A 22,338-nucleotide genomic window follows, 5' to 3' on the forward strand; every position below is an offset into this window, starting at 1 on the left:
CCGGTCTTTTTCTTTTTGCTCCTGAAGTTTTTTCTGACGGTCGATTTCCTCCTGGCGTTTCTTTTAGTATTACTTTTTCTTTTTATGCTTCCTTGTTTTGGCTATGCACAACAAGCTATTACAGGAATGGTAACGGAATCTGATGGTGTTTCACCAATACCAGGGGTAAACATTGTAATAAAGGGAACGACTACGGGGACGGTTTCGGGAATGGATGGCACCTATTCAATCAATGTAAATGAAGGTGAAACATTGGTTTTTTCTTTTGTAGGATTTATGTCCAAAGAAGTTCTTGTTGGTCAAGAAACTACAATAAATGTTTCCTTGGAAACAGATGCAATTGGATTAGAGGAGGTTATTGCAGTTGGTTATTCATCTAAAAAGAAGACCGAAATTTCAAGTGCAGTTGTAAATGTTTCGAGTGAGAAACTACAAACTTCCACAAGTCATGATGTTGGAACCATGCTACAAGGTAAAGTTGCAGGATTACAAGTTATGTCCGATCAGCAAAGTGTTGGTGGTGCTCCTCAAATCCGAGTAAGGGGGTCCGGTTCTATTTCGGCAAGCAGCTCGCCGCTATGGGTTGTTGATGGTATTATTGGTGGTTCATTCGATCCCCAGGATGTTGCCGATATAACCGTATTAAAAGATGCAGGTGCTACTGGTTTGTATGGTTCCAGGGCAGCTGGAGGTGTCATAGTTGTTACTACCAAAAGAGGTAAGGCCGGAGATACAAAAGTTCGTATTTCATCCACTACCGGAATTGTAAAACCAAACTGGGGAAATCTGGAATTTATGGATGGCCCCGAATTCTATGATCTAATAAACCGTGGATTTATTCTTGGGGGAAAAACCGAAAGTGAATTTCTCGCATTATTCCCGGCAGAAGTTAGAAATACAAATTACGATTGGATGGGATTTATGTATGATCAGGGATTTGTTACAACAAATAATATTTCCATATCAGGAGGTAATGAAAAGACAACATTCTATTTGAGTGGTAACTACAATCACGAAGATGGAATTTTAAGAAGCGATGTTTACGACCGGGGGAGTGCTACTTTAAATTTGTCTCACAAGTTGTCAGAAAAACTTTCAATTCAGTTAAATACCTTTTCTTCATTTGTTAAAAATCAAAATACAACATCGTTCACGGTATTTAATGTACCATTCGATACACCTTATGATGAGGATGGCAATGTTAGACCACAGGATTGGGTAAGAAATAATTACTATACCCAGGAAAGGATAAACTTTGCTTTACCCGAAGAGCTTGGTAGTTATAATGAGCGAGGAACTTTAACACTTAATCCATCGTTAAAACTTGATTACAATCCTACGGATTGGATGTCGGTTTCTGCTTCAACCAGGATTAATTATACGTCTTCAGTACTGGAACGTTATGATGCAGACGGTGCACAATCAACTGATATTGGAGGAGAGGTTCGAAATAATTTGACGCGTAACAGTGATATTTTAACCAATGCTATTTTACGTTTATACAAATCGTATGGTGAACATGCATTGTCGGGAATAATTGGTGGAGAGTTTAATGAAATTACCCGTAAATATTTTGAGGCACATGGTGCAGGGTATTCTGGAGAATCAACAATCCTTGACGTCGCTGCAGTTCCTCAATCAGTATCAGGAAATAACCGAACAACAACCTATAATTCATTCTTCTCGCAAGTTGACTATAACTATCAATCGAAGTATTTCTTTACTGGTTCTTACCGAGTTGATGGATCGTCACGTTTTGGTGCCAACAACCGTTACGGTCAGTTCTGGTCGGTTGCAGGTAGTTGGATGTTAAGTAACGAAGACTTTATAAATGATTTAGGACTATTTAATTCTTTAAAGCTTCGTTCAAGCTATGGTTTAACGGGTAATGCCAGCCTTGATGACTATGTACACTTAAATACATTTACTCTGGATGCTTCATACATGGGTGAAAATGCTTTATCTGCACTATCTATTGGAAATCCTGATTTAACATGGGAAGTTGCACGTACTTTCAACTTGGGGCTAGATGCATCTGTTTTAGATAACAGAATAAGTATGACTCTTGATTATTACTATTCAAAAAATTCAGATTTGTTGTTCCGTGTGCCTCTTCCTGCTGAATTTGGCTATTCTGAACAATGGCGTAATATTGGCCGTCTAGACAATTGGGGTTATGAATTGGCCTTAGATATTGCCGCAGTTAAAACACCGGACTTTAATTGGAATGTAAATTTACAAATCGGTTATAGCCAGGATGAAGTAAAAGAACTACCGGGTGAAGCAATTGATGATGATGGAGATGGACTATTGGATAATAGCATTGTATATCTTGGTTCAGACCTATTCTCAAATAAAATTTTGCAGGTAGGTGGTAATCGTAGTATGTTTTATGCTGCCGAATGGTACGGTGCTGATCCACAAACAGGTGGTGCACGCTGGGTTTCGGGATACAACAGTGATGGCTCGCCAGTTTTAACGGATAATAGAGAAGAAGCATTATGGTTGACAGCCAAGGGTATGCCTGATTTTATGGGTGGATTTACAAACGTATTTGAATACAAAGGTCTAAGTCTTGAAACTGTATTTTCTTATGCTTTTGGAGATTTTACTATCATTCGTGATAATGCTTATGATAATGACGGACAATACTTATTTCGCCCGGAAATGATTGTTTACGGACAAGAGGACAGATGGGAGCAACCTGGTGACGTTTCATCAAGAACACCATGGGTTTATCAGGGAGATTTAAGAAGTTCTCAATACTCATCGAAATATTGGGAGAATGGAAATTATCTGAAACTAGCTTCTCTTTCGTTGGGATATTCATTCAATAAAAATGTTACACAACGTTTAGGACTAGGAGCATTGAAAGTTTTTGCCCGTGGCGAAAACTTAAAAGTGTGGCATAAATCAAGTGGTATTTCGCCTGAACTAACAGGCTTTGATGCTGATGCACCTACACGTAACTCAAGACCTCTACCATCAAAAGTTGTATTTGGAATAGATTTAACACTTTAAAATTTATTCTACATTATAATTCTTAATTGTTGATTTATAATGATAAGAGTGATTTTATAAATAGTAAATATTGAAAAAATGAAAAAAATAAATTATATATATATATAATATTCTTATTGCCATTATTGTTCAGCTGTGAGCTGGAACAACTACCCAGCGATTCAGTTTCATCTATTCAGGCATTTAGTTCTGTAAAAGGAATTGAACAAGCTACTGTAGGGCAATACGATACGTTCAAGAAAAATATCGTGATACGTGGTAAAAGCAGTTGGCAGTACAACATGCCACGCGTAATTGATATGGTTAATCTACAGGGTGATGATATTTACATAACAAACTCTTACAATGACTTAACCAGTTTTAACCAGTATAATCCGGAATCAAGATTACTTGACGGTGGTTTTAATCTGGCCAATTGGGCCGCGCATTATAAAAATATTGCCGTTTGTAATAAAATTATTTCAGAGGTTGATGCAACGGATGCAGAACTAAAAGGTTTGGTTGGTGAGAATTATTACCTGAGAGCACTTTGGTATTTGTCGCTTACACGTACTTATGGACGACCATATACGCACGGAACAGATTACTTATCAGTCCCGCTTAGGTTAGATCCAGAGGCAGATGTGCAGGAAAGAGCCACTGTTGGAGAAGTTTATGCACAAATTATATCAGATTTGGAAATGGCAGCAGATTTATTACCCGAGGCAACAATTCGAACCAGACCTTCGAAAGAAGCTGCCTATGGATTATTGTCACGTGTATATGTTTGGATGACAGACCCGACAGATGCTTCAACAGCTAATTATGCCGATTTAGCCATCTCTTATGCCGATAAGGTAATAAACTCAGGAAAATTTGCACTTACCTCAACGGCTTCCTATTTTGGATCTTCGGAGATACGTCCTAAAAATATGCCAGTAGGAACACCTGTTAATCATTACTTCTCCAGAGCCAAAGAGGAGAACGAAACAGTTTTTGCCTTAGGGGTTCTTGCCTCTGATGCTGGGATAATTGCTCGTGGAAAGATGTTTATGCAAACATATGAAGGATTAGGCTTTGGCCAGTACTGCGCATCGGAGTATTATCGAGAGATTCTTGCTTCAGATAATAATGATCTTAGAACAAATTTTGTGGAACCAAGGTATCAGTTAGATGAAAACGGAAATGTAAAAGTTGATGAGAATGGTAATGACATGTTATTTAATCATAAAGGTTACGTACAGTATAACATTAATAAATTCTCATATATGGGAGGAGATCCATTTTTGGCCGATATCGTATATCAGCGTTCAGCAGAAGTTTATTTAAACAGAGCAGAAGCATATGCAAAAAAAGCATTGTTTGGGGATGGTTCAGCGATTCAAAAAGCATTGGATGATGTAAACACAATTCGTACACGGGCACATGCAAGTACCTATAATTCAGTTGACGATTTTAGTGTGATTTATCCAAGCAATCCTGGCAATCCGGTGGCCGATGGCGAAACTCCTAAAAATGCAGATATTCTTGATGTTGTTCTAACTGAACGATTCCTTGAACTGGCGTGGGAATTTAACCGTTCGGTAGATGTATTCAGAAATAAAAGAGACCTGTACCGAAACTATTTAGGACCACACCTCATAAAAGGAATTGTTAATTGGGATAATAACAGGATAATTGCCCCAATTCCTTTGGATGAAATGAATGCTAATCCTTTGTTGGTTCAAAATCCAAACTAATATTTGATAGTAGATATTTTACTTGGAAACCGTTTCAAAATTATTTTTTGAGACGGTTTCTTTATTTTGAATTATTAAACAACAAGAAAAGTCAAAATTGTACTTAAAATCAACAATCATGCACAAATGAGCAATCCATTTTGTTGCAATAAGATTTATTTTGAAGTTGGAATAAACCAACAAATGAACCATGTTTAAAATAGTTGTAACAATTTTACTTATCTGTTTCCTGAGCAGTTGGATTTGGGCTAATGATACAAAATTAGAAGTTTATCCGGCTCCAAATGGCATAATGAAATCGCACAATTTTATTGTAGATGTAAGTCAGAATGGTGTTGCGCAAAGATCTTTTGTGTATTACAGCACACCACTCGATAACGATGCCGATAATGCAAAAGATATCCAAAATCAGGTAGTACGCGGAATCAATTCAAATCCTGTTTTAAGCGAATTTTATGCAGACGGAAAGAAATTGCCAATGGATACGGAGCAATCTTGTTCCTATACCTGTTTCTCTTTTTCAGGTAAAGTACAGGTGAAAATTACTGGAAAGGAATCAATCAGTTCATTTAAAATACTGCCTTCTTCAGCGGGTATAGTAGGAGAAGTTGAAGAGGGAGCCCTGACTTTTTCACTTGAGCAGCCACAAAAACTGGGTATCGTTTTAAACGGTGATTACCTGAATCCCTTATTCTTGTTTGCCGATGCTTCTGAAGTGGGAGTGCCGGATAAAGATGCAGAAGGAACATTGGTAATCAGGGAAGGCGACGATTGTGAAGCATTAAAGCAGGATGCTAAGGATGCTTCAGTAGTATGGTTTGAACCGGGAGTACACGATATTGGTGTCGCTTTTCAGGTTTACGAAGGACAAACAATCTATCTTGAAGGTGGGTCTTATCTTTTGGGGACTCTTCATGGCTATATGGCACCCAATGTTACCATCAAGGGACGTGGCATTCTGGCCGGAGATGCAATTTCGCGTAAGTCAGTTTTAGCATTAAAACGCGAAACCGGTTTTACCAAACGTATTGTTGAACGGATGCGTTACCATGGAATAAACATGCTTTGTGCACAGAACGATTCAAGTTGGAATGCATTTGCCGACTATCCTGGAATGGGGTGCGATAATCTGGTAATCGAAGGAATTACCATTGCCAATCCACGTCAGTTTTTTATCCGGGCAACAGGTGTGCCAATGACCATTTACAATGTGAAAATGGTAGGCTCGTGGCCCTACAATACCGATGGTTTTTCTGGAATAGGACAGGCGAATACAACGGTTTTCGATTGCTTTTTTCATTGCAACGATGATGCCATTTATGTAACACCCGACAACTGCCACATCCACCATTGTAATTTCTGGCAGGGAAATAACGGTTGCGTATTTCAATTTGCCTGGGGAAGTGCACCTAAAACCCAGGGTGGAGGATTTATCCACGATTGCAACATCTTACATTTAGGCCATGTGGAAGAGGCAAATAACCGAATGGTTTTTGGTTCTCGAAAAAGAGGGCTGGGTGATATTGAAAACATTCATTTCAAAAATATAAATATTGAAGGTCCGGTGTGGAGTTTAATCCGTCTGGAAACAAATGGTGGTGGCGAATTGGGCTCTTTTCGGAATATCACTTTTGAGAATATTTATGTAACGGGACTGGTGTTGCATAAAAGCACTGTTATTTCAAGTAAAGGTAAAAGCGATGATGAGTCTTCTACTTCGTGGATTGAAAATATTACGCTAAAAAACATAAAAATCAACGACCAAAATATCACCGCTGATGATATTGTTATTGGTGATTTTCAGGTTGAAAATATTTCAGTAAAATAACTAGCTATAAAACCACTAAAAAAAATATTCAATGAAACTCATTGCAATTTGGATCATCATCAGTTTAACCTGTTTAGGTTCAGTATCGTGCAAAAAAGCAGATGAGGGATTAGTAAAGCCAAATGTAATTATAATCTTCACAGATGACCAGGGATACCAAGACTTAGGGTGTTTTGGGTCTCCAAATATTAAAACACCCAATTTGGATCAAATGGCAAACGAAGGTACACGTTTTACTAACTTTTATGTAACGGCTTCGGTTTGTTGTCCGTCCCGGGCATCTATTTTAACAGGCAGATACTCGGTACGTAATAGAATTGGAGGCGTTCTACTCCCCGGAGCAAAAGGCATGCGTTCTTCAGAAATTACAATTGCCGAACTTTTAAAACAAGCAGGATATAAAACAGCGTGTTTTGGCAAATGGCATCTTGGCGATCAGGAGCAAAGTCTGCCAATGGCACAGGGTTTCGATGAATACTATGGATTGCCATACAGCAATGACATGCATCTGGGTGCTGCACAGGAGTTTTCTCCTGATGCTGTATTTACGAACGGTTATACACTTGAAAAGGCAAAAAAAGATATTGCTTTCAATGCTTCACATACACGGCTAGAGATAGAGGAAGAAGGATTGAGAAACCTGGTGCCATTACTCGATGGTTCCAAAATTGTTGAATATCCGGCAGATCAGGGTACGCTAACAAAAAGGTATTTTCAAAGAACCATAAATTTCATTAACAAAGCTGGTAAAGAACCGTTTTTTGTATACTTGACCCCTAACATGCCACACATACCTTTGTTTGCATCAAACGACTTTGAAGGAACCAGTGAGCGTGGCTTATATGGCGATGTTGTTGAAGAAATTGACTGGAATGTGGGTAAGTTAATGTCTTTTCTGAAAGAAAAAGGAGTAGATGAAAATACCATGATATTTTTTGCCTCAGATAACGGCCCATGGCTGGGATATGGTGATATGGCCGGTAGTGCGGATCCGCTTCGAGGAGGTAAGTTCACCAACTACGAGGGAGGAGTTAGAGTTCCGTGTGTAATGCGGTGGCCCGGGATATGGGAAGAAGGAAAAACAAGTGATGCGATAATTTCAACGCTTGATCTTTTACCAACTATAGCTCATTATGCAGGAGTTGAAATTCCCGAAAATTTAATTGACGGAAAAGATATCTCGAGGCATTTGGAGAATACCGACATGGATTTATCACAAGAGATTATGTACTATACAAAAGGAACTGAGATTGTTGGAGTGCGAAAAGGAGAATGGAAATATTTGCCTTACAGCGGAGCTCGAAATATTACAGAAGATAGCGAACCAGAACTGTTTAATCTGAAAAACGATATTAAGGAGACAAGAAATTTATATGATGAGTATCCGGAGATTGTGGATATATTATCAGAACTTATAATAAAATATAACCAATCTGTTAGAAATTAATTTGAATATGAGTAATTGGATAAGAATGATTGAGCAATTTGTATTTGCTGCATTAGTTTTATTTGGTTTGGAAGCACAAGCCCAAAAACCAAAAGTGTGGATTTATACGGATATGACAGACAATACCCTGCCCGGGAACAACCATATGGGAACAATAAACGATCCTGATGATATTTCGGCAATGGCAGGTTACCTGTTAATGGCGAATATGTTTGATACTAAGGGGATTGTGGTTGCCAGTACACATCGGAAAGAACACAAAACAACGCCACATCAGGGCGAATGGGCAAACCGTTTTTGGGGTGAAGCTTATCAGAAAGATGTAAAAAACCTGAACAAAAGAATTGGCGGCTATCCTGAACAGGTTGGTTTTGTGCAATCATGTATTAAAGAATCGGCGGAACGTTATAATCCCGACTTTGAATATACATCGTTAGCAAACTATGCAACTGTTAAATCTTTATTTGATTTGGCAGCTGATGAAGACGGAATTATTAATGTTTTGTGCTGGGGCTCGCTTACCGAACCAGCCATTCTGGTTAACCACTGTATTGCCACAGGTAGAATAGATATACTTGAAAAACTTCGCTTTATCGCACACTGGACCAATTCTCCATGGCATCAAGGTTCATTTGAGCATCCCGAAGATGTTGCCAATTGTAGAGAAGATGCTGATGCCTGTGCCTACTTAAAATTAGTTGCACTGAATGGTTACATAAAATATTACGAATGCGGTGCAATTGGTCAGCATGGGATTGTTAGCGGGAGTCCCAAAGGTGAGGATTATTATAAACAGTTCTCCGGCAGTGCCCTTGGACAAAAGTTCATTCAAGGTAAGTTCGTGCAAAACTCCGTTGATCACTCTGACGCTGCAACATATTGGGTTTTGCTGCAGAATTGGGGCGTTGATGTGGAGGATATAAAAAGTAATGGTACAAATCCTTCGGAAGTGGAAAAGGCTAATGAAGAAAAGTTTAAATTTTGGTCGGAGCGAATTCATGATGAATTACTGCGAAGAGCATTATTGGCCGCAGGAAAGTAATTACAAAAACATTTAATGATTAAAATGAAATATAAGATTCTATTACTGGTGGCTTGTGTTGCTCTTGCCTGTGTTTCACACGCGCAAAAGGCAAATGATAATACAAAACCATATCCTTATGGTAATCCGATAATTAAACACATGTACACTGCCGATGCAGCGCCGCATGTTATGCCTGACGGACGCGTATGGATGGTTACATCGGTGGATAGTGAAAAGGGTGGCGGTTATTCAACTATGCATTGTTATCACACTTTTTCATCGGCCGATATGGTGAACTGGGTCGATCACGGAGAAGTATTAAATGTATGGGATGTTTTAGGATCGAAAGAGGAACCGGAAGGTGAAGACTGGGCACTATGGGCACCTGATATGGTTTATTACAAAGGTAAATATTACTTGTATTTTCCGGTTCGTATTGTACACAAAGAAAATGGTTATGAGGAAGGCAAAAGAAAAGTTACTTCATATATTGCAGTTGCGGTAAGTAATTCTCCCGATCAAAAATTTAAAGTAATTAATCCGAAAATTCAAGGGACACGAGGAATTGATCCCGCAGTTTTTATTGACGACGATGGTGAAAAGTACCTTTACTATGGGAGCCACTGGGGAGCAAAACTGGCTGATAATATGAAAGAGTTAGCATCCGATCCGGTAAATATGGATGTGGATGATAAGAATTTTATGGAAGCCATTTGGATGAATAAGCATGACGGGAAATATTACGTTTCATATCATGCTCATTATGGCAAACCTGTCGATCCCAATAATCCTGATGATCCTGAACGTATGAAATCGTTACTCGATTATGGCATTAGCGATAATCCATTAGGTCCGTTTAAACACATGGGAACCTTAAATTACGAATTAGGAGTAAATGTGAATGACGGGCCAAAATATCCCGGAAGAAATTATGTGCCGTGGCGTCTAACCCAGTCGAACCATGGCGGGATTGTTGAATACCATGGGAAAGAATATTTGTTCTACCATACATCAGCATTGTCATCATGGCGGCAGGATGAGTTTAAAGCCGAGGGTAACTGGACTCAACGTTCGGTTTGTGTTGATGAGATAAAGTATAATCCGGATGGTACAATTGTTCCCGTGCAACAAACAGTATCGGGTGTTGAAAAAGTTACAATCGACCAACCATTTGAAATAGTATTGTATGAGGGGAAAAAAGAACTAAATGAAAACAAGCCTATTAAGTACGAGAAAATTGATCTTGGAACGGGGTACTACTATTTCGGATTAAAGGCATCTCAGGTGACTAAACCTGTTAAAGTTGAGATTCGGTTAGACGCACCAAATGGACAACTGATAGGTACACTAATTATAAAAGGGAACGGAGATTGCGAAACCATGCTTCGTAATGCTAATGGGGTACATGATGTTTATCTTACAGTGAACGACAATTTTAAGGAAAAAGTAGTATTCAATGCTCCGCGATTTTTTGCCGGATCACCCAAAAAAGTAAAACAATGACAAGGACGAATATTTTTATCTTAATCATCTGTTTTGTGCAGATCGGGTACAATGGTTTTGCGCAAAAAGAGGAACAACCGAACATCATCTTTATACTCGCCGACGACATGAGTTATCGCGATTTAGGTTGTTACGGGCAACAACGATATCAAACACCAAATATTGATGCAATGGCTGCAAGCGGAATCAGGTTTACCCAGGCTTATGCTGCTGCTCCTGAATGTGCGCCTTCACGTTGTAGTTTATTAACAGGCAAGCATACCGGACATTCTTCCGTTAGAACAAATTCGAGTGCTCGGGGTCAGGATAATTTGCTTGATGAAGATATTACTATCGCAGAAGTTTTAAAGGGAGTTGGTTATAATACTGCATTTACTGGTAAATGGGGGGTAGGGCTTCCGGGTACTGAAGGAGTCCCATACAAACAAGGATTCGACTATGCTTTTGGATTTTACGATCAAACCAGAGCGCATACCTATATTCCATACTACCTAAGAGAAAACGACAAAAAAGTTGAATATCCTAAAAATATGGGATTCGAAATGGCTCGTCGTTACGATTACAAAGACAATAAAGCCCAAAATACCTACGACGGAAATGGAAAACTTTATATTGAAGAATTAAAAGATCCCACGGGATTTACCTATTCCGAAAATGAGATTCAAAAAGCGGCATTTAGTTTCTTAAATAAGAATTTGCCAGAGAAAACAGGGAAACCTTTTTTCCTTTATTATGCTACGCAGTTGCCACATGGCCCGGTAATTACAGATGACCTGGGCGAGATGAAAAATTACCCCGAAGTGAATCAGCTTTCACGAGAATGGGGAGCGATGGTTATTAAACTGGACAATTTTGTGGGCGAGCTCATTTCATACTTAAAGGAAACAGGAGAGTTTGACAAAACCATTATCTTTTTTGCTTCTGATAACGGGTACTCGATGTGTGGATATACCGAGCGGGGCAATGGACCTGATTGGCCCGATGATCCTTGGTTAAAAAACAAAGGCCCTTTTACTGGTGGAAAATTTTCGGTATTGGAAGGTGGCTGCCGTGTGCCGTTCTTTGTGAGCTCGCCTGAAAAATTTAATCCTGCAGTAATTAGTGAGCCTGTGTGGTTACCCGATTTTTTCCCTACTGCTTGCGAACTGGCAGGTGTGAATTCTGAAAAACTTGAATTGGATGGCGTAAGTCTTCTGCCAGCATTAGAAGGTGATTTAGACGAATTTGAAGGCCACGATTTTCTCTATTTTTCAAAAGGAAGAGAACAGGCTGTGCGAATGGGCCCATGGAAAGCGTATCGCAAAAATCCCAACAGTAAAACGGAACTGTACCTAGTCGAAGAAGACACTTACACCGAAAGAAACCTGGCTATTCTTTATCCGGAAAAGGTTAAGGAGGCGGAAGAAATAATGAAACGCGAACACGAACCTCACGAATGGTACTGGAATCCATGGGAAACGGCTGACGAGTACAATACAAAAAAACAAAAAGCAACAGAAACAGGTAATAGTCTTCCGGCTTTCCGGCCAAATGGCATGGAAAAGTTACCCTGGGAAAAATAGATTATTATGAATGGAAATTTGAAATATGTATCAACACATTTGATATTACTGATGGCTAGCCTGCTAACAGCCTCTTTTGCCCGTGCACAAAACAATGAGCAAGAAGGTATTATTCACTTATTTAACGGTAACAACATCGACAACTGGGATATATTAGTTGATGAGAAAGGAGGTGATCGTAACCTTTTTGTTGTTGAGAATGAAACCGTACATGTGTATGCAAACCAGGTTGATAAAGAACTTCATTCGTTTGGTGGAATTGTAACAAAAGAGGAATACAACAATTACATTTTAACGCTGGAGTATAAATGGGGCGACAAAAAGTTCGAACCCCGTTATGATTTTGTACGGGACGCAGGAATAATTTTTCATATGCACGGCGAAGAAAAAATCTGGCCCAATGGGGTAGAATGCCAGATTCAGGAAGGAGATACAGGTGACTTGTGGGCAATTGGAACCCGCGTTTCATCTACGGTTCAAAATGTTATCAGAAATTACAGTGAAAAAGGCGATACAATAACCCGAGGAAACCTGGAACAACGTTTTCAGCGTTTTCATCGGGCTTATTGTTGGGAAAAACCCGGCTGGAATAAAATTGAAATTACAGTTAAAGAAGATCAGGCACTTTATAAAATAAATGGCTTTGTAGTAAACAAAGCCATAGATATGAGATATTGGGATGAAGAAGAAGATTGTTGGCAACCTTTAAAAAAAGGCAAAATCCTACTTCAGGCCGAAGGTGCTGAAATTTACTATAGAAATGTATCTATCAAAGTATTGTAAGTTATAAGTAAAAATTGGAATTTAAGAAAGATGAAGATAATTTTAACAGTAACTCTTATAGTCCTATTATTCTCAGGATTAAAAGCTCAGAATGTAACTGAACTGCAAAAATACTACTCCGGCAAAACCAACTGGGATGACCAGTCTGGAACATTAACATTCGAAACATCTGGAAAACTGGTTTTCGATAGGCAAGACACCTGTTTTAACTATTTTTGGAATGTGCCACCGGAGGTGAAAAAGATTGTCATCAACAAAAACACAAAAGTTACAGCAGGTTTTCACACTTATGCCGACTGTACAATTGAGGGGAAAGACCGCAAAACATCCATAATTTACGGCACACCCGAGCAAAGCTGGGCAAACAACCGCAAAATTGTAGCTTGGAAATACAGTCACATTTTAAATCACGCCGGGGTACTTCGAATGAACAACCTTTCGATGATTGATCCCTATTCGTTTTTTGTGCGAAGTTTTAATCAGCTGGCACACCTGAAAAATTGCGATTTTATCGATTATCGCGGAGGCCATCATAACCACAGCGATGGATTTGCGGGGGGAGATGGTTCAACTGTTGATAACTGTTATTTCGCTACCGGCGATGATGCCATAAAACTCTATGCTGACATGACCATTACAAACACCACAATTGAAATGGTGAAAAATTGTGTCCCCATTCAGCTGGGGTGGGGCAATTATTCCGATGGTGCAGTTGGAAATTTCAAAAACCTTACAATTATTGGGGATTCGGGCAGAGGCAATTCCGATAATGCGATTATATCTGGTAGAAGAGGGAAATACACAGTTACTGTAAATATCGATGGTTGCAATATAAGAAATCGGAATGCAGTTTTGGTAAGCCTTTGGGACGAGACCATGACTTTAAAAGGCGAAATAAAAAATGCCAAAATTGATGTTGGTGCCTACTCCAATCGCCGAACGGCAGGAACAGATAAGCTTGTGGTTTGTGGTAATAAAGAAAGAAAATCAAAATACGATTGCAAATAATAAAGTATAAAATAATCATGTAAGATGTTTAGAGTCACCAGAGTAATCGTTTAAATGAATCTTTGTGTCTTTGCGTCTTCGTGTTTGAAAAATAATAGTATGAAGAATCTAACATTCCTGTTAATCCTAATCCTTATCGGAACTGCGACGTTCGCTCAACCCCAAACCTATAAAAATCCAATCCTATCAGGGTATCACCCCGACCCATCGATTTGCCGTGTTGGAGACGATTATTACCTGGTAAACTCAAGCTTTGAATGGTATCCGGGCTTACCTGTTTACCACTGTAAAGACTTGGTAAACTGGGAATTGATTGGTTATGGGATGCATCGCCCAACTCAGGTTGAATTACCTGTCGGTTTAAAAGATTCGCGTGGTGTTTATGCGCCCACAATTCGTTATCACGCAGGTGTTTTCTACATCATAAACACCTGCGTACAATGCAATGGTAATTTCTATATAACTGCCACCAATCCTGCCGGTCCGTGGTCAGACCCTGTTTGGTTGGGCTCGCGTGGTATCGATCCCGATTTGTTTTGGGACGATGATGGAACTTGTTATTACACCGGACATGCTAATATTACTGGTGTAAACGACTGGCCACAAAAAAACGGTGTCTGGATGCAGGTTCTTGACCTGGAACAGGAAAAGCTAGTTGGTCCACGTAAACAGCTAACCCATGGTCATGCTAAAAATGCACGCTGGACAGAGGGACCGCACCTGTATAAAATTGATGGGAAATATATGCTGATGGTGGCTGAGGGCGGAACTGGTTTCCATCATGCCACAACTGTTCATCATGCCGATAGCATTTGGGGACCATATATCCCCAACCATTCCAACCCGGTTTTAACCCACCGCCATTTGGGTGAAAACTACCCAATCCATTCTGTTGGTCATACCGATTTGGTACAAACGCAAAATGGCGATTGGTGGGCGGTTATGCTTGGTAAGCGTAAGGTAGATGGTAGCACGCTTTTGGCGCGTGAATCTTTTCTAACACCGGTAGAATTTCAAGAGCAGGAAGGAATTCTAACACCTGTTTTTAATCCTGGTGTTGGAAAGTTACTACTTGAACAAAAAAGACCAAACCTACCATGGATGACGTTTGAAAAGCCTGCTGCAAAAAACGAATTTGAAAAGGATGAGTTGGAATTGTATTGGAACTTCTTGCGTACTCCATACGAAAAATGGTATTCATTAGAAGACGGTAAATTAAATATCGAACTCCGACCAGAAGTTGCAGACAGTTTGGTAAATCCGTCGTTGATTGCCCAACGGATTGAAGACCATGTTTGGACAGCCTCAGCAAAGCTTTCATTCAAAACAAAAAAAGAAAACGAACAAGCCGGGTTGATAATTTACCGAAACAGTCAAAACCATTTTCAACTATTGAAAGAAAAGGATGAAGTTGTTCTGATAAAAACAAAAAAGGGAGTTAAAACTGAAGTTGCCCGTGTGGCTTGTAAAGAAGAAGAAATCATTTTAGCCATTAAAGCCGAAAAAACGAAAGTAGAATTCAGCTTTGGTAAATCAGAAAATGAATTAAAAAATATTGGAGGGGAAGAAGAACTAACGTTAATCTCCGACGAGGTTGCCGGAGGCTTTAATGGCCCATATGTTGGAATGTATGCTACATCAAACGGCAAAGAAAGCAAGGCCGTTGCCGAATTTGAATGGTTTGAATATGTAGGCTTATAATCAAACAATGATGAAACAAATAGTTGTAGTATTATTTCTGTATTTGTGCTTCTGGGGTAATGCACAACCCGATTCGTTTGATAATCCAATTTTATCGGGTTTTTATCCCGATCCCTCTATTTGCAGGGTTGGCGATGATTATTACCTGGTAAACTCATCGTTTGAGTGGTGGCCAGGTATTCCAATCTGGCACAGCCGCGATTTGGTAAACTGGGAACAGATTGGTAATGTAATTCACAGGAAAGGGCAAATTTGCAGCAATCCTAACATTTGGGCTCCAACCATTCGATATTACCAGGGGAAGTTTTATGTAATTTGTACTGAACGACCAGGGGCCGTTTTTTTTGTTACAGCAGATAATCCTGCCGGACCATGGTCGGATGCAGTATATTTCGATATTAGTAAAAATGAAGTTTCACCCATTGATCCCTCCTTGTTTTGGGATGATGACGGAACATGTTGGCTGGCTTCCAACGACCGCCAAAAATCAGGAACAATTAAACATTGGGTTTGGATACAGAAAGTTGACCTTAATCCGGTTCAACGAAACGGAAGGATGGAGGCTTCTTTTATTGGCGAACGAAGATACATTACTGATGGCTCAGGCGTTGGCGCAGATAATTATGCAGAAGGTCCCCATTTGTTTAAGGTGAATGGTTTGTACTATTTGATGATCGCCGAAGGAGGAACCTGGGATAATCATGCTGTATCATTTCTTCGAACTAATGACCTTGAAAAACCTGCTGAAGAGTGGGAATATTGCCCTTTTAATCCCGTTTTAACTCACCGGAATAAAGAATCTGCTATTAGTGCAACGGGCCATGCTGATATGGTGCAAACACAAAATGGCGAATGGTGGATGGTACACCTTGGTGTTCGGAAACAAGATGGTAAACATAAATTGGGGCGCGAAACTTTTTTAGTGCCAATTTTATGGAAAACCGATTCGCTGGGTCGGAAATGGCCGATAGCCAATCCTTTAAAAGGTAATCAAACACTATTGAATGATAAAAGACCTGATTTAGAGTGGAGTCCTTTCAAAATACTTCCGGTAAGCGATAATTTTGAGAATGAACGGTTGGGACTTCAGTATAATTTTTATAACGAGCCTGAAGATTTTGATTGGTATAAAATTGAAAACAATAGGTTGAAAATAAAACTTTTACCTGCTCGTGTATCCGATAAAGGACATTGCGCTTTTATTGCACGCAGGCAAACTCATCACAACTTTAATGTAGAAACCGAATTAATTTTTAACCCAGAAAGTGAAAACGAGGTAGCCGGAATGATGGCAGGGATTAAAAATACAAATCATATTCGTGTCGAAATATCGAAATTGGGTGATGAAGCTTTTGCATCTTTGGTATATGTTTCGGTAAATGGCGAAAAAAGAGTAATTCGAAAAAGAATTCCGACGGCAAACTCGAAATATTCAATTCACCTTGAAGCCAGAGGATGGGACTTTCAGTTTTATATTGGCATAGATAAAGGGCAATGGCTAAAACTTGGAGGTGTACAAGATGCACGTATCATGAGTTCCGAAATAGCAAAAGGATTTACCGGAAGTTATGTTGGAATGTTTGCCTCTTCTAATGGAAAACATTCGGATACGTGGTGTGAGTTCGACTATTTTAAATATGAACCATTGCAGAGTAACTAATAGAATTAATCCATGGGGAAAACAATTTTAATTTTAGGTATGATTGCTGTAGCACTCACTTCAAACGGCCAGCAAAAAATAATTCGCGGACAAGTAACCGCCCACGAAGAAATACCTCTTATCGGTGCTGAAATTCGTGTAAAGAGTTCAGAAAAAGCGTTCAAAACCGATAGCCTCGGAAACTTCCGAATAGAATGTGCCGACAAAGACAAAATAGCTATTTCGGCAAAGGGATTTACCAACGAAGAAATCAGGATTAAAAAGAAAACAAAATACGTTTTGGTGAACCTGAAATTAAAATCGGGTGATGAAAACAAGGAATTGGCAATGGGCTATGTAAATATTGCCGATAAAGATAAACTCTATGCGGTAAAAGCCATCGACGACGATGAAATGGACTATTCGTCCTTTCGAAATATTCACGAAGTATTAACTGGTAACTTTCCCGGTTTGCAAATCCAAAACGGAGAAATAGTTATTCGAAACACCGCCTCATTTACAGGAGACAATGCAGCTCTGATTATTATTGATGGTAGGGAGGCAACCATGAGTTCGCTGGAGAATATTGCCACCAGCGATATTAAAAATATTAGTGTAATGAAAGATGCATCTGCCTCAATGTACGGCTCGCGCGGTGCAAATGGGGTGGTAATTGTAAATACAAAACGAGGGGAGAAATAAACAAACTAAAATGAAAAGAAATCTAATATTCTTAATTCTAATTATTCCTGCATTTTTAAACGCCCAGGAATATTCACAATCGAAAAAAGACATTAAAAGATCTATTAAAGCCCATGATAAAGCCGTTCATATTTTCCACGATTGGATGCGCGACCCTTTTATAACATTAGCGCCAGATGGAACCTATTTGCTTACTGTAACTCAGCACGGTGAAACAATTGATGAACGACAATGTACAAATTGGGCAGCTCCTTTGTACAAAAGTAAAGATTTGGCGGATTGGGAATTTGCCGGCTATTACTACGATATATCGAAAGATGCAGCAAATTACGAAGATTATCTGGCACGCTGGGGAGAGCGCAAAAAGACAATTAAAAAAGAGGAGCCCTTAAAACTTTGGGCGCCCGAGATTCATTTTATTAACGGTAATTGGCATGTTTTACACACCTCAAATTCGGGTTTAGGAAACTTTGCAACAACAGAAGGTGAAAAACTAGAATCACCGTACAAAGCTTGGAATGAAAAATTTTACCGCCAGCATGACCCAAGCCTTTTTCAAGATGGTGACGGGAGCGTGTACCTGATTTCGCGTGCAGCACAAATTCAGAAATTAAACAAGGACCTGACAGGCTTTGATGGTGAACCCATTAAGATTAGCCCATCAAACAGAAAGATTGGGCACGAGGGGGCTTATATTTTAAAGATTGGTAAGAAATACGTTTTGTTTGGTACTGCCTGGAGTACTGATAAAATGCGCCACGGAACGTATAACCTTTATTATTGCACAGCGGATAAAGTTGATGGCCCTTACGGCGAACGTAAATTTGCAGGTCGTTTTCTCGGGCATGGAACGCCTTTTAAAGACAGACAAGGCCGTTGGTGGTGCACTGCTTTTTATAATGCCAATAAGCCAACTTTAGATCCAAAGGAAGCAGGCAAAATGGATTTAAGCGATACGGCATACACCATTAATAAACAAGGCTTGACCATAGTGCCGCTTGAAGTAAATATAGTTGATGGTGATGTGGTGATTCGTGCTAAAGATGAAGACTATCGTTATCCTGGTGAGGAAGAGGTGCAGAAGTTTTAATTTTACTCTAAGGAGAGATGGCTTTAAAGTGGTAGTAGTATAAAAGATGTGTACTCTTGAGCAAAACACTTTAATGACATAATGTATTTTGTAGATTGGTCGGCAAGAAAACCTAACCTTGAGAATGAATACTAAATGAATGCTGAATCAAATAGCATTGATGTAACCTTACACTTGTTTAAGTAGGGAGACAATTTTTGAAAATTGTTAATATATAACAATTAGTTTGATTAAATGTATGCGGCTGTTATGATTTTCATGCAGTCCCTCATTTTCTTTAAGTTGAACGAGAGTACTAAAGTGTTGAACACTTTTATCATAAACCTAATGTACAATTGCCTTATTTTGAATCATAAACGATAACCTAATATGACTAAATTATTTTTTCTCGTAATATTTACTTTCCTTTTCGGATATAGAGCAATGGCCCAAAAAGTACCAAAACAAACTCCCAATATTGTGGTAATAATTGGCGACGACTGCACCCACAGCGACCTTTCGCTTTATGGTGGCACAAATGTTAAAACACCTGCCATCGATGCTTTGGCTGTAGAAGGCCTGACCTTTAATAAGGCCTACGTAACCATGAGTATGTGTGCACCTAGCCGCAGCGAATTGTACACCGGGTTATACCCAAGCAATAGCGGCGTTTGCTGGAACCATGCACGCGCAAGGCAGGGAACACAAAGTATAGTGCAACATTTGGAAAAATTCGGTTACCGAACAGGTCTTGCCGGAAAAACACACATCAAACCCATGGAAGATGTTTTTCCTTTTGAAATGATTCCCGGGGTGGAACGTAACTGCGTAAAAGAAACTGCAGATTACGACCCCGAAGGCATGCGCGAATTTATTACGCGCGATAAAAAACAGCCTTTTTGTATGGTGGTTGCACTTACCAGTCCTCACGCACCATGGACGGTTGGCGACCCATCGCATTTTAATCCCGATGAACTGGTGCTACCACCCTACATGGTCGATACAAAGGAAACAAGAGAAGAATACGCCAAATACCTGGCCGAAATTGAAGTATTGGATGAACAGGTTGGGTATACAATCGATTTGCTAAAAGACGAGGGCGTTTACAACGAAACCATCGTTATTTTTACTTCAGAACAAGGCTCGCAATTTCCGTATTGCAAATGGACAAATTACGACAATGGTGTACATACTGCCTTTGTGGTTCGCTGGGATGGTGTTACCGAAGCTGGCACCCGTACCGATGCATTGATTCAATACAACGATGTGCTGCCAACTTTACTTGATGCGATTGGAGGAGAAACTAAAGACTTTGATGGTTCAAGCTTCCTGTCAGTATTAAAAGGCGAAAGCAACAAACACCGCCAATATGCCTATTTTATGCACAACAACTGGCCCGAAGGACCGTCATATCCAATTCGTTCAGTTACCGATGGTGAATTTCATTACATAAAGAACCTGAACAGTGAAAATATGTACATTGAAAAGCACCTGATGGGAAGACCGGACCACACTTCTTACTGGCCATCATGGATGCTAAATATTATTGAAAACGAGGAGAATTTTAACATAGTAAAGGGCTACATGTTACGTGCAGAAGAAGAACTATATAAAACTACAAACGACAAGTACGAAAGACATAACCTCGCAGAAAAAGATGCGTTCCTTGAGATAAAAACTGAACTTTCTGATGAACTCGAAAAGTGGATGAACGAACAAGGTGACCCCGGAGCGGACTTGGATTCTAAGAAAGAATTTGAAGCCCAGCGAAAAGGAAATCACTTTGTATTGGAAAAAGCAATTAGATAAAGATGAAACTAACTCCGGTGTTTGAACAGAATTACCAAAATAATGAACCGGAATACTAAAATATCAAGAATTAGTAAGATACTTTTGATAACTAAAATACTTAAAACCAATGAAAACAAGATTAACATTCCTCGCACTTTTGATTAGTGCAACACTATTTGCCCAAAGCTGGCAACCGGCAGGCGATAAAATTATGACCTCTTGGGCCGAAAAAGTAACACCCGAAAATGTTTGGCAAGAATATCCCCGTCCGCAAATGGAACGCCAACAGTGGCAAAATTTGAATGGACTTTGGGAGTATGTTATAACTTCAAATAAAGCCGTTAAACCCGAGCAATGGGAACAAAAGATTCTGGTGCCTTTTGCTTTGGAAACACCACTCTCTGGTGTTGGTAAACGAATTAAATCTGACGAGGTAATCTGGTACCGCAGAACATTTAAATTGAACACAAACGAAAACGAGCGTCAATTGCTCAATTTCGAGGGGGTTGATTACAAATGTATGGTTTGGGTGAATGGAAAATTAGCTGGTTCGCACATTGGTGGCAATCTGCCTTTTTCGTTCGATGTTACCGATTTGGTAAAAAGCGGTGAAAACGAGGTGAAACTTCGTGTAATTGATGGAACAGACGATCCCGACCTTTACCAGCTTCGCGGAAAGCAAAAGCGCGATAACGGAGGAATCTGGTATACTCCATCTTCTGGAATTTGGGCACCAGTTTGGATGGAGAGCGTTCCACAAACCTACATCGAATCGGTAAAATTACTGGCCGATATGCATGGTGAATTAAAAGCAGAAGCAGTAGTTGCAGGCCAGAAGAAAAAAGTTCAATTAAAAGTTACTGTACTTGATGGTGATGAAATGGTTGCCCAAAAAACAGGAATGTGCACAAAGGCTACTTTAAGTGTAAAAAATGCAAAACTATGGTCGCCTGAGTCTCCGTTTTTATACGATGTTAAAATCGAACTTTTGGGCGAAGATGGCGAAGTGCTTGATGCGGTAGATTCTTACACCGGTTTCAGAACCATTGGAAAAGAGTGTGATGCTTATGGCAACTGGCAATTTACCTTAAATGGTGAAAAAAGTTTCCATTTAGGACCGCTCGATCAGGGTTGGTGGCCGGGGAGCTTTTTACTTCCTCCAGCTGATGAGGCTATTGTTTGGGAAATGGACTTCCTGAAAAAAGCCGGTTTTAATATGATTCGCAAGCACAAAAAAGCGGAAATACGTCGCTATTATTACCATGCCGACCGCTTGGGATTTGTTATCTGGCAAGATCAAACCTCAGGTGGAGCAGGGGGCAGCGAGTGGCCAAAATGGAAAAGACTGGAAACACTTTCGGATAACTACGAACCTAAAAATAAAAACTGGTGGAACAATGAAAACGATAGGGTTGAAGCCGATTGGCCTGATTGGGCACATGAGTTATATATGGATGAGTTAAAGACCATGATTGATGTTCTTTATAACCATCCATCAGTAGTAATCTGGACAACCTTTAACGAACGCTGGGGGCAGCACCG

Annotated in this window: 15 protein-coding genes; all 15 read left to right on the top strand. The window is 39.7% G+C overall.

The genetic code is table 11. From position 1 onward, the window contains the following. Positions 1-3,021 (top strand): SusC/RagA family TonB-linked outer membrane protein (locus ABZB17_RS07540; protein ID WP_372649069.1); only part of this gene is annotated, 3,021 nt, incomplete at its 5' end. A 116-nt stretch (positions 3,022-3,137) separates the two neighbouring features. Continuing rightward, complete coding sequence (locus tag ABZB17_RS07545; protein ID WP_372649071.1) at positions 3,138-4,739, top strand: RagB/SusD family nutrient uptake outer membrane protein; 1,602 nt, start codon at positions 3,138-3,140, stop codon at positions 4,737-4,739. A 190-nt stretch (positions 4,740-4,929) separates the two neighbouring features. After that, positions 4,930-6,567: a hypothetical protein gene (locus ABZB17_RS07550; RefSeq protein ID WP_372649073.1), complete on the top strand. Its 1,638-nt coding sequence runs from the start codon at positions 4,930-4,932 to the stop codon at positions 6,565-6,567. 31 nt (positions 6,568-6,598) lie between these two features. Beyond that, positions 6,599-8,014 carry a sulfatase gene (locus tag ABZB17_RS07555; protein ID WP_372649075.1) on the top strand — a complete coding sequence of 472 codons (1,416 nt, stop codon included), beginning with the start codon at positions 6,599-6,601 and terminating at the stop codon, positions 8,012-8,014. A 7-nt stretch (positions 8,015-8,021) separates the two neighbouring features. Next, a complete protein-coding gene (locus ABZB17_RS07560) occupies positions 8,022-9,056 on the top strand; it encodes a nucleoside hydrolase-like domain-containing protein (RefSeq protein WP_372649077.1) in 1,035 nt (344 codons plus the stop codon). 24 nt (positions 9,057-9,080) lie between these two features. Continuing rightward, positions 9,081-10,541 carry a family 43 glycosylhydrolase gene (locus tag ABZB17_RS07565; protein ID WP_372649079.1) on the top strand — a complete coding sequence of 487 codons (1,461 nt, stop codon included), beginning with the start codon at positions 9,081-9,083 and terminating at the stop codon, positions 10,539-10,541. Beyond that, on the top strand, positions 10,538-12,103 hold the full coding sequence (locus tag ABZB17_RS07570; protein WP_372649081.1) for an arylsulfatase: 1,566 nt from the start codon (positions 10,538-10,540) through the stop codon (positions 12,101-12,103). The genes ABZB17_RS07565 and ABZB17_RS07570 overlap by 4 nt, the downstream gene beginning before the upstream one ends. A 6-nt stretch (positions 12,104-12,109) precedes the next feature. After that, positions 12,110-12,886: a DUF1080 domain-containing protein gene (locus tag ABZB17_RS07575; protein ID WP_372649083.1), complete on the top strand. Its 777-nt coding sequence runs from the start codon at positions 12,110-12,112 to the stop codon at positions 12,884-12,886. 30 nt (positions 12,887-12,916) lie between these two features. Then, positions 12,917-13,894 carry a hypothetical protein gene (locus ABZB17_RS07580; protein ID WP_372649085.1) on the top strand — a complete coding sequence of 326 codons (978 nt, stop codon included), beginning with the start codon at positions 12,917-12,919 and terminating at the stop codon, positions 13,892-13,894. 99 nt (positions 13,895-13,993) lie between these two features. Beyond that, positions 13,994-15,595: a glycoside hydrolase family 43 protein gene (locus ABZB17_RS07585; protein WP_372649087.1), complete on the top strand. Its 1,602-nt coding sequence runs from the start codon at positions 13,994-13,996 to the stop codon at positions 15,593-15,595. 10 nt (positions 15,596-15,605) lie between these two features. Beyond that, positions 15,606-17,255, top strand: a complete 1,650-nt coding sequence (locus ABZB17_RS07590) for a glycoside hydrolase family 43 protein (protein ID WP_372649089.1) — start codon at positions 15,606-15,608, stop codon at positions 17,253-17,255. A 12-nt stretch (positions 17,256-17,267) separates the two neighbouring features. After that, a complete protein-coding gene (locus tag ABZB17_RS07595; RefSeq protein WP_372649091.1) occupies positions 17,268-17,936 on the top strand; it encodes a TonB-dependent receptor plug domain-containing protein in 669 nt (222 codons plus the stop codon). Positions 17,937-17,946: 10 nt separating this feature from the next. Continuing rightward, complete coding sequence (locus ABZB17_RS07600) at positions 17,947-19,026, top strand: family 43 glycosylhydrolase (protein ID WP_372649092.1); 1,080 nt, start codon at positions 17,947-17,949, stop codon at positions 19,024-19,026. A gap of 369 nt (positions 19,027-19,395) precedes the next feature. Continuing rightward, positions 19,396-20,814, top strand: coding sequence for a sulfatase (locus ABZB17_RS07605; protein ID WP_372649094.1), 1,419 nt, complete (start codon positions 19,396-19,398; stop codon positions 20,812-20,814). Between the two features lie 109 nt (positions 20,815-20,923). Beyond that, positions 20,924-22,338 (top strand): glycoside hydrolase family 2 protein (locus ABZB17_RS07610; protein WP_372649096.1); only part of this gene is annotated, 1,415 nt, incomplete at its 3' end.

It is taken from the genome of Draconibacterium sp. (assembly GCF_041583095.1).
Lineage (GTDB): Bacteria > Bacteroidota > Bacteroidia > Bacteroidales > Prolixibacteraceae > Draconibacterium.

Excerpts from the sequence above, each read along its gene's own strand:
- ABZB17_RS07550 (WP_372649073.1), top strand. The coding sequence starts at position 4,930 with ATGTTTAAAATAGTTGTAACAATTTTACTTATCTGTTTCCTGAGCAGT.
- ABZB17_RS07555 (WP_372649075.1), top strand. The coding sequence starts at position 6,599 with ATGAAACTCATTGCAATTTGGATCATCATCAGTTTAACCTGTTTAGGT.
- ABZB17_RS07560 (WP_372649077.1), top strand. The coding sequence starts at position 8,022 with ATGAGTAATTGGATAAGAATGATTGAGCAATTTGTATTTGCTGCATTA.
- ABZB17_RS07565 (WP_372649079.1), top strand. The coding sequence starts at position 9,081 with ATGAAATATAAGATTCTATTACTGGTGGCTTGTGTTGCTCTTGCCTGT.
- ABZB17_RS07570 (WP_372649081.1), top strand. The coding sequence starts at position 10,538 with ATGACAAGGACGAATATTTTTATCTTAATCATCTGTTTTGTGCAGATC.
- ABZB17_RS07575 (WP_372649083.1), top strand. The coding sequence starts at position 12,110 with ATGAATGGAAATTTGAAATATGTATCAACACATTTGATATTACTGATG.
- ABZB17_RS07580 (WP_372649085.1), top strand. The coding sequence starts at position 12,917 with ATGAAGATAATTTTAACAGTAACTCTTATAGTCCTATTATTCTCAGGA.
- ABZB17_RS07585 (WP_372649087.1), top strand. The coding sequence starts at position 13,994 with ATGAAGAATCTAACATTCCTGTTAATCCTAATCCTTATCGGAACTGCG.
- ABZB17_RS07590 (WP_372649089.1), top strand. The coding sequence starts at position 15,606 with ATGAAACAAATAGTTGTAGTATTATTTCTGTATTTGTGCTTCTGGGGT.
- ABZB17_RS07595 (WP_372649091.1), top strand. The coding sequence starts at position 17,268 with ATGGGGAAAACAATTTTAATTTTAGGTATGATTGCTGTAGCACTCACT.
- ABZB17_RS07600 (WP_372649092.1), top strand. The coding sequence starts at position 17,947 with ATGAAAAGAAATCTAATATTCTTAATTCTAATTATTCCTGCATTTTTA.
- ABZB17_RS07605 (WP_372649094.1), top strand. The coding sequence starts at position 19,396 with ATGACTAAATTATTTTTTCTCGTAATATTTACTTTCCTTTTCGGATAT.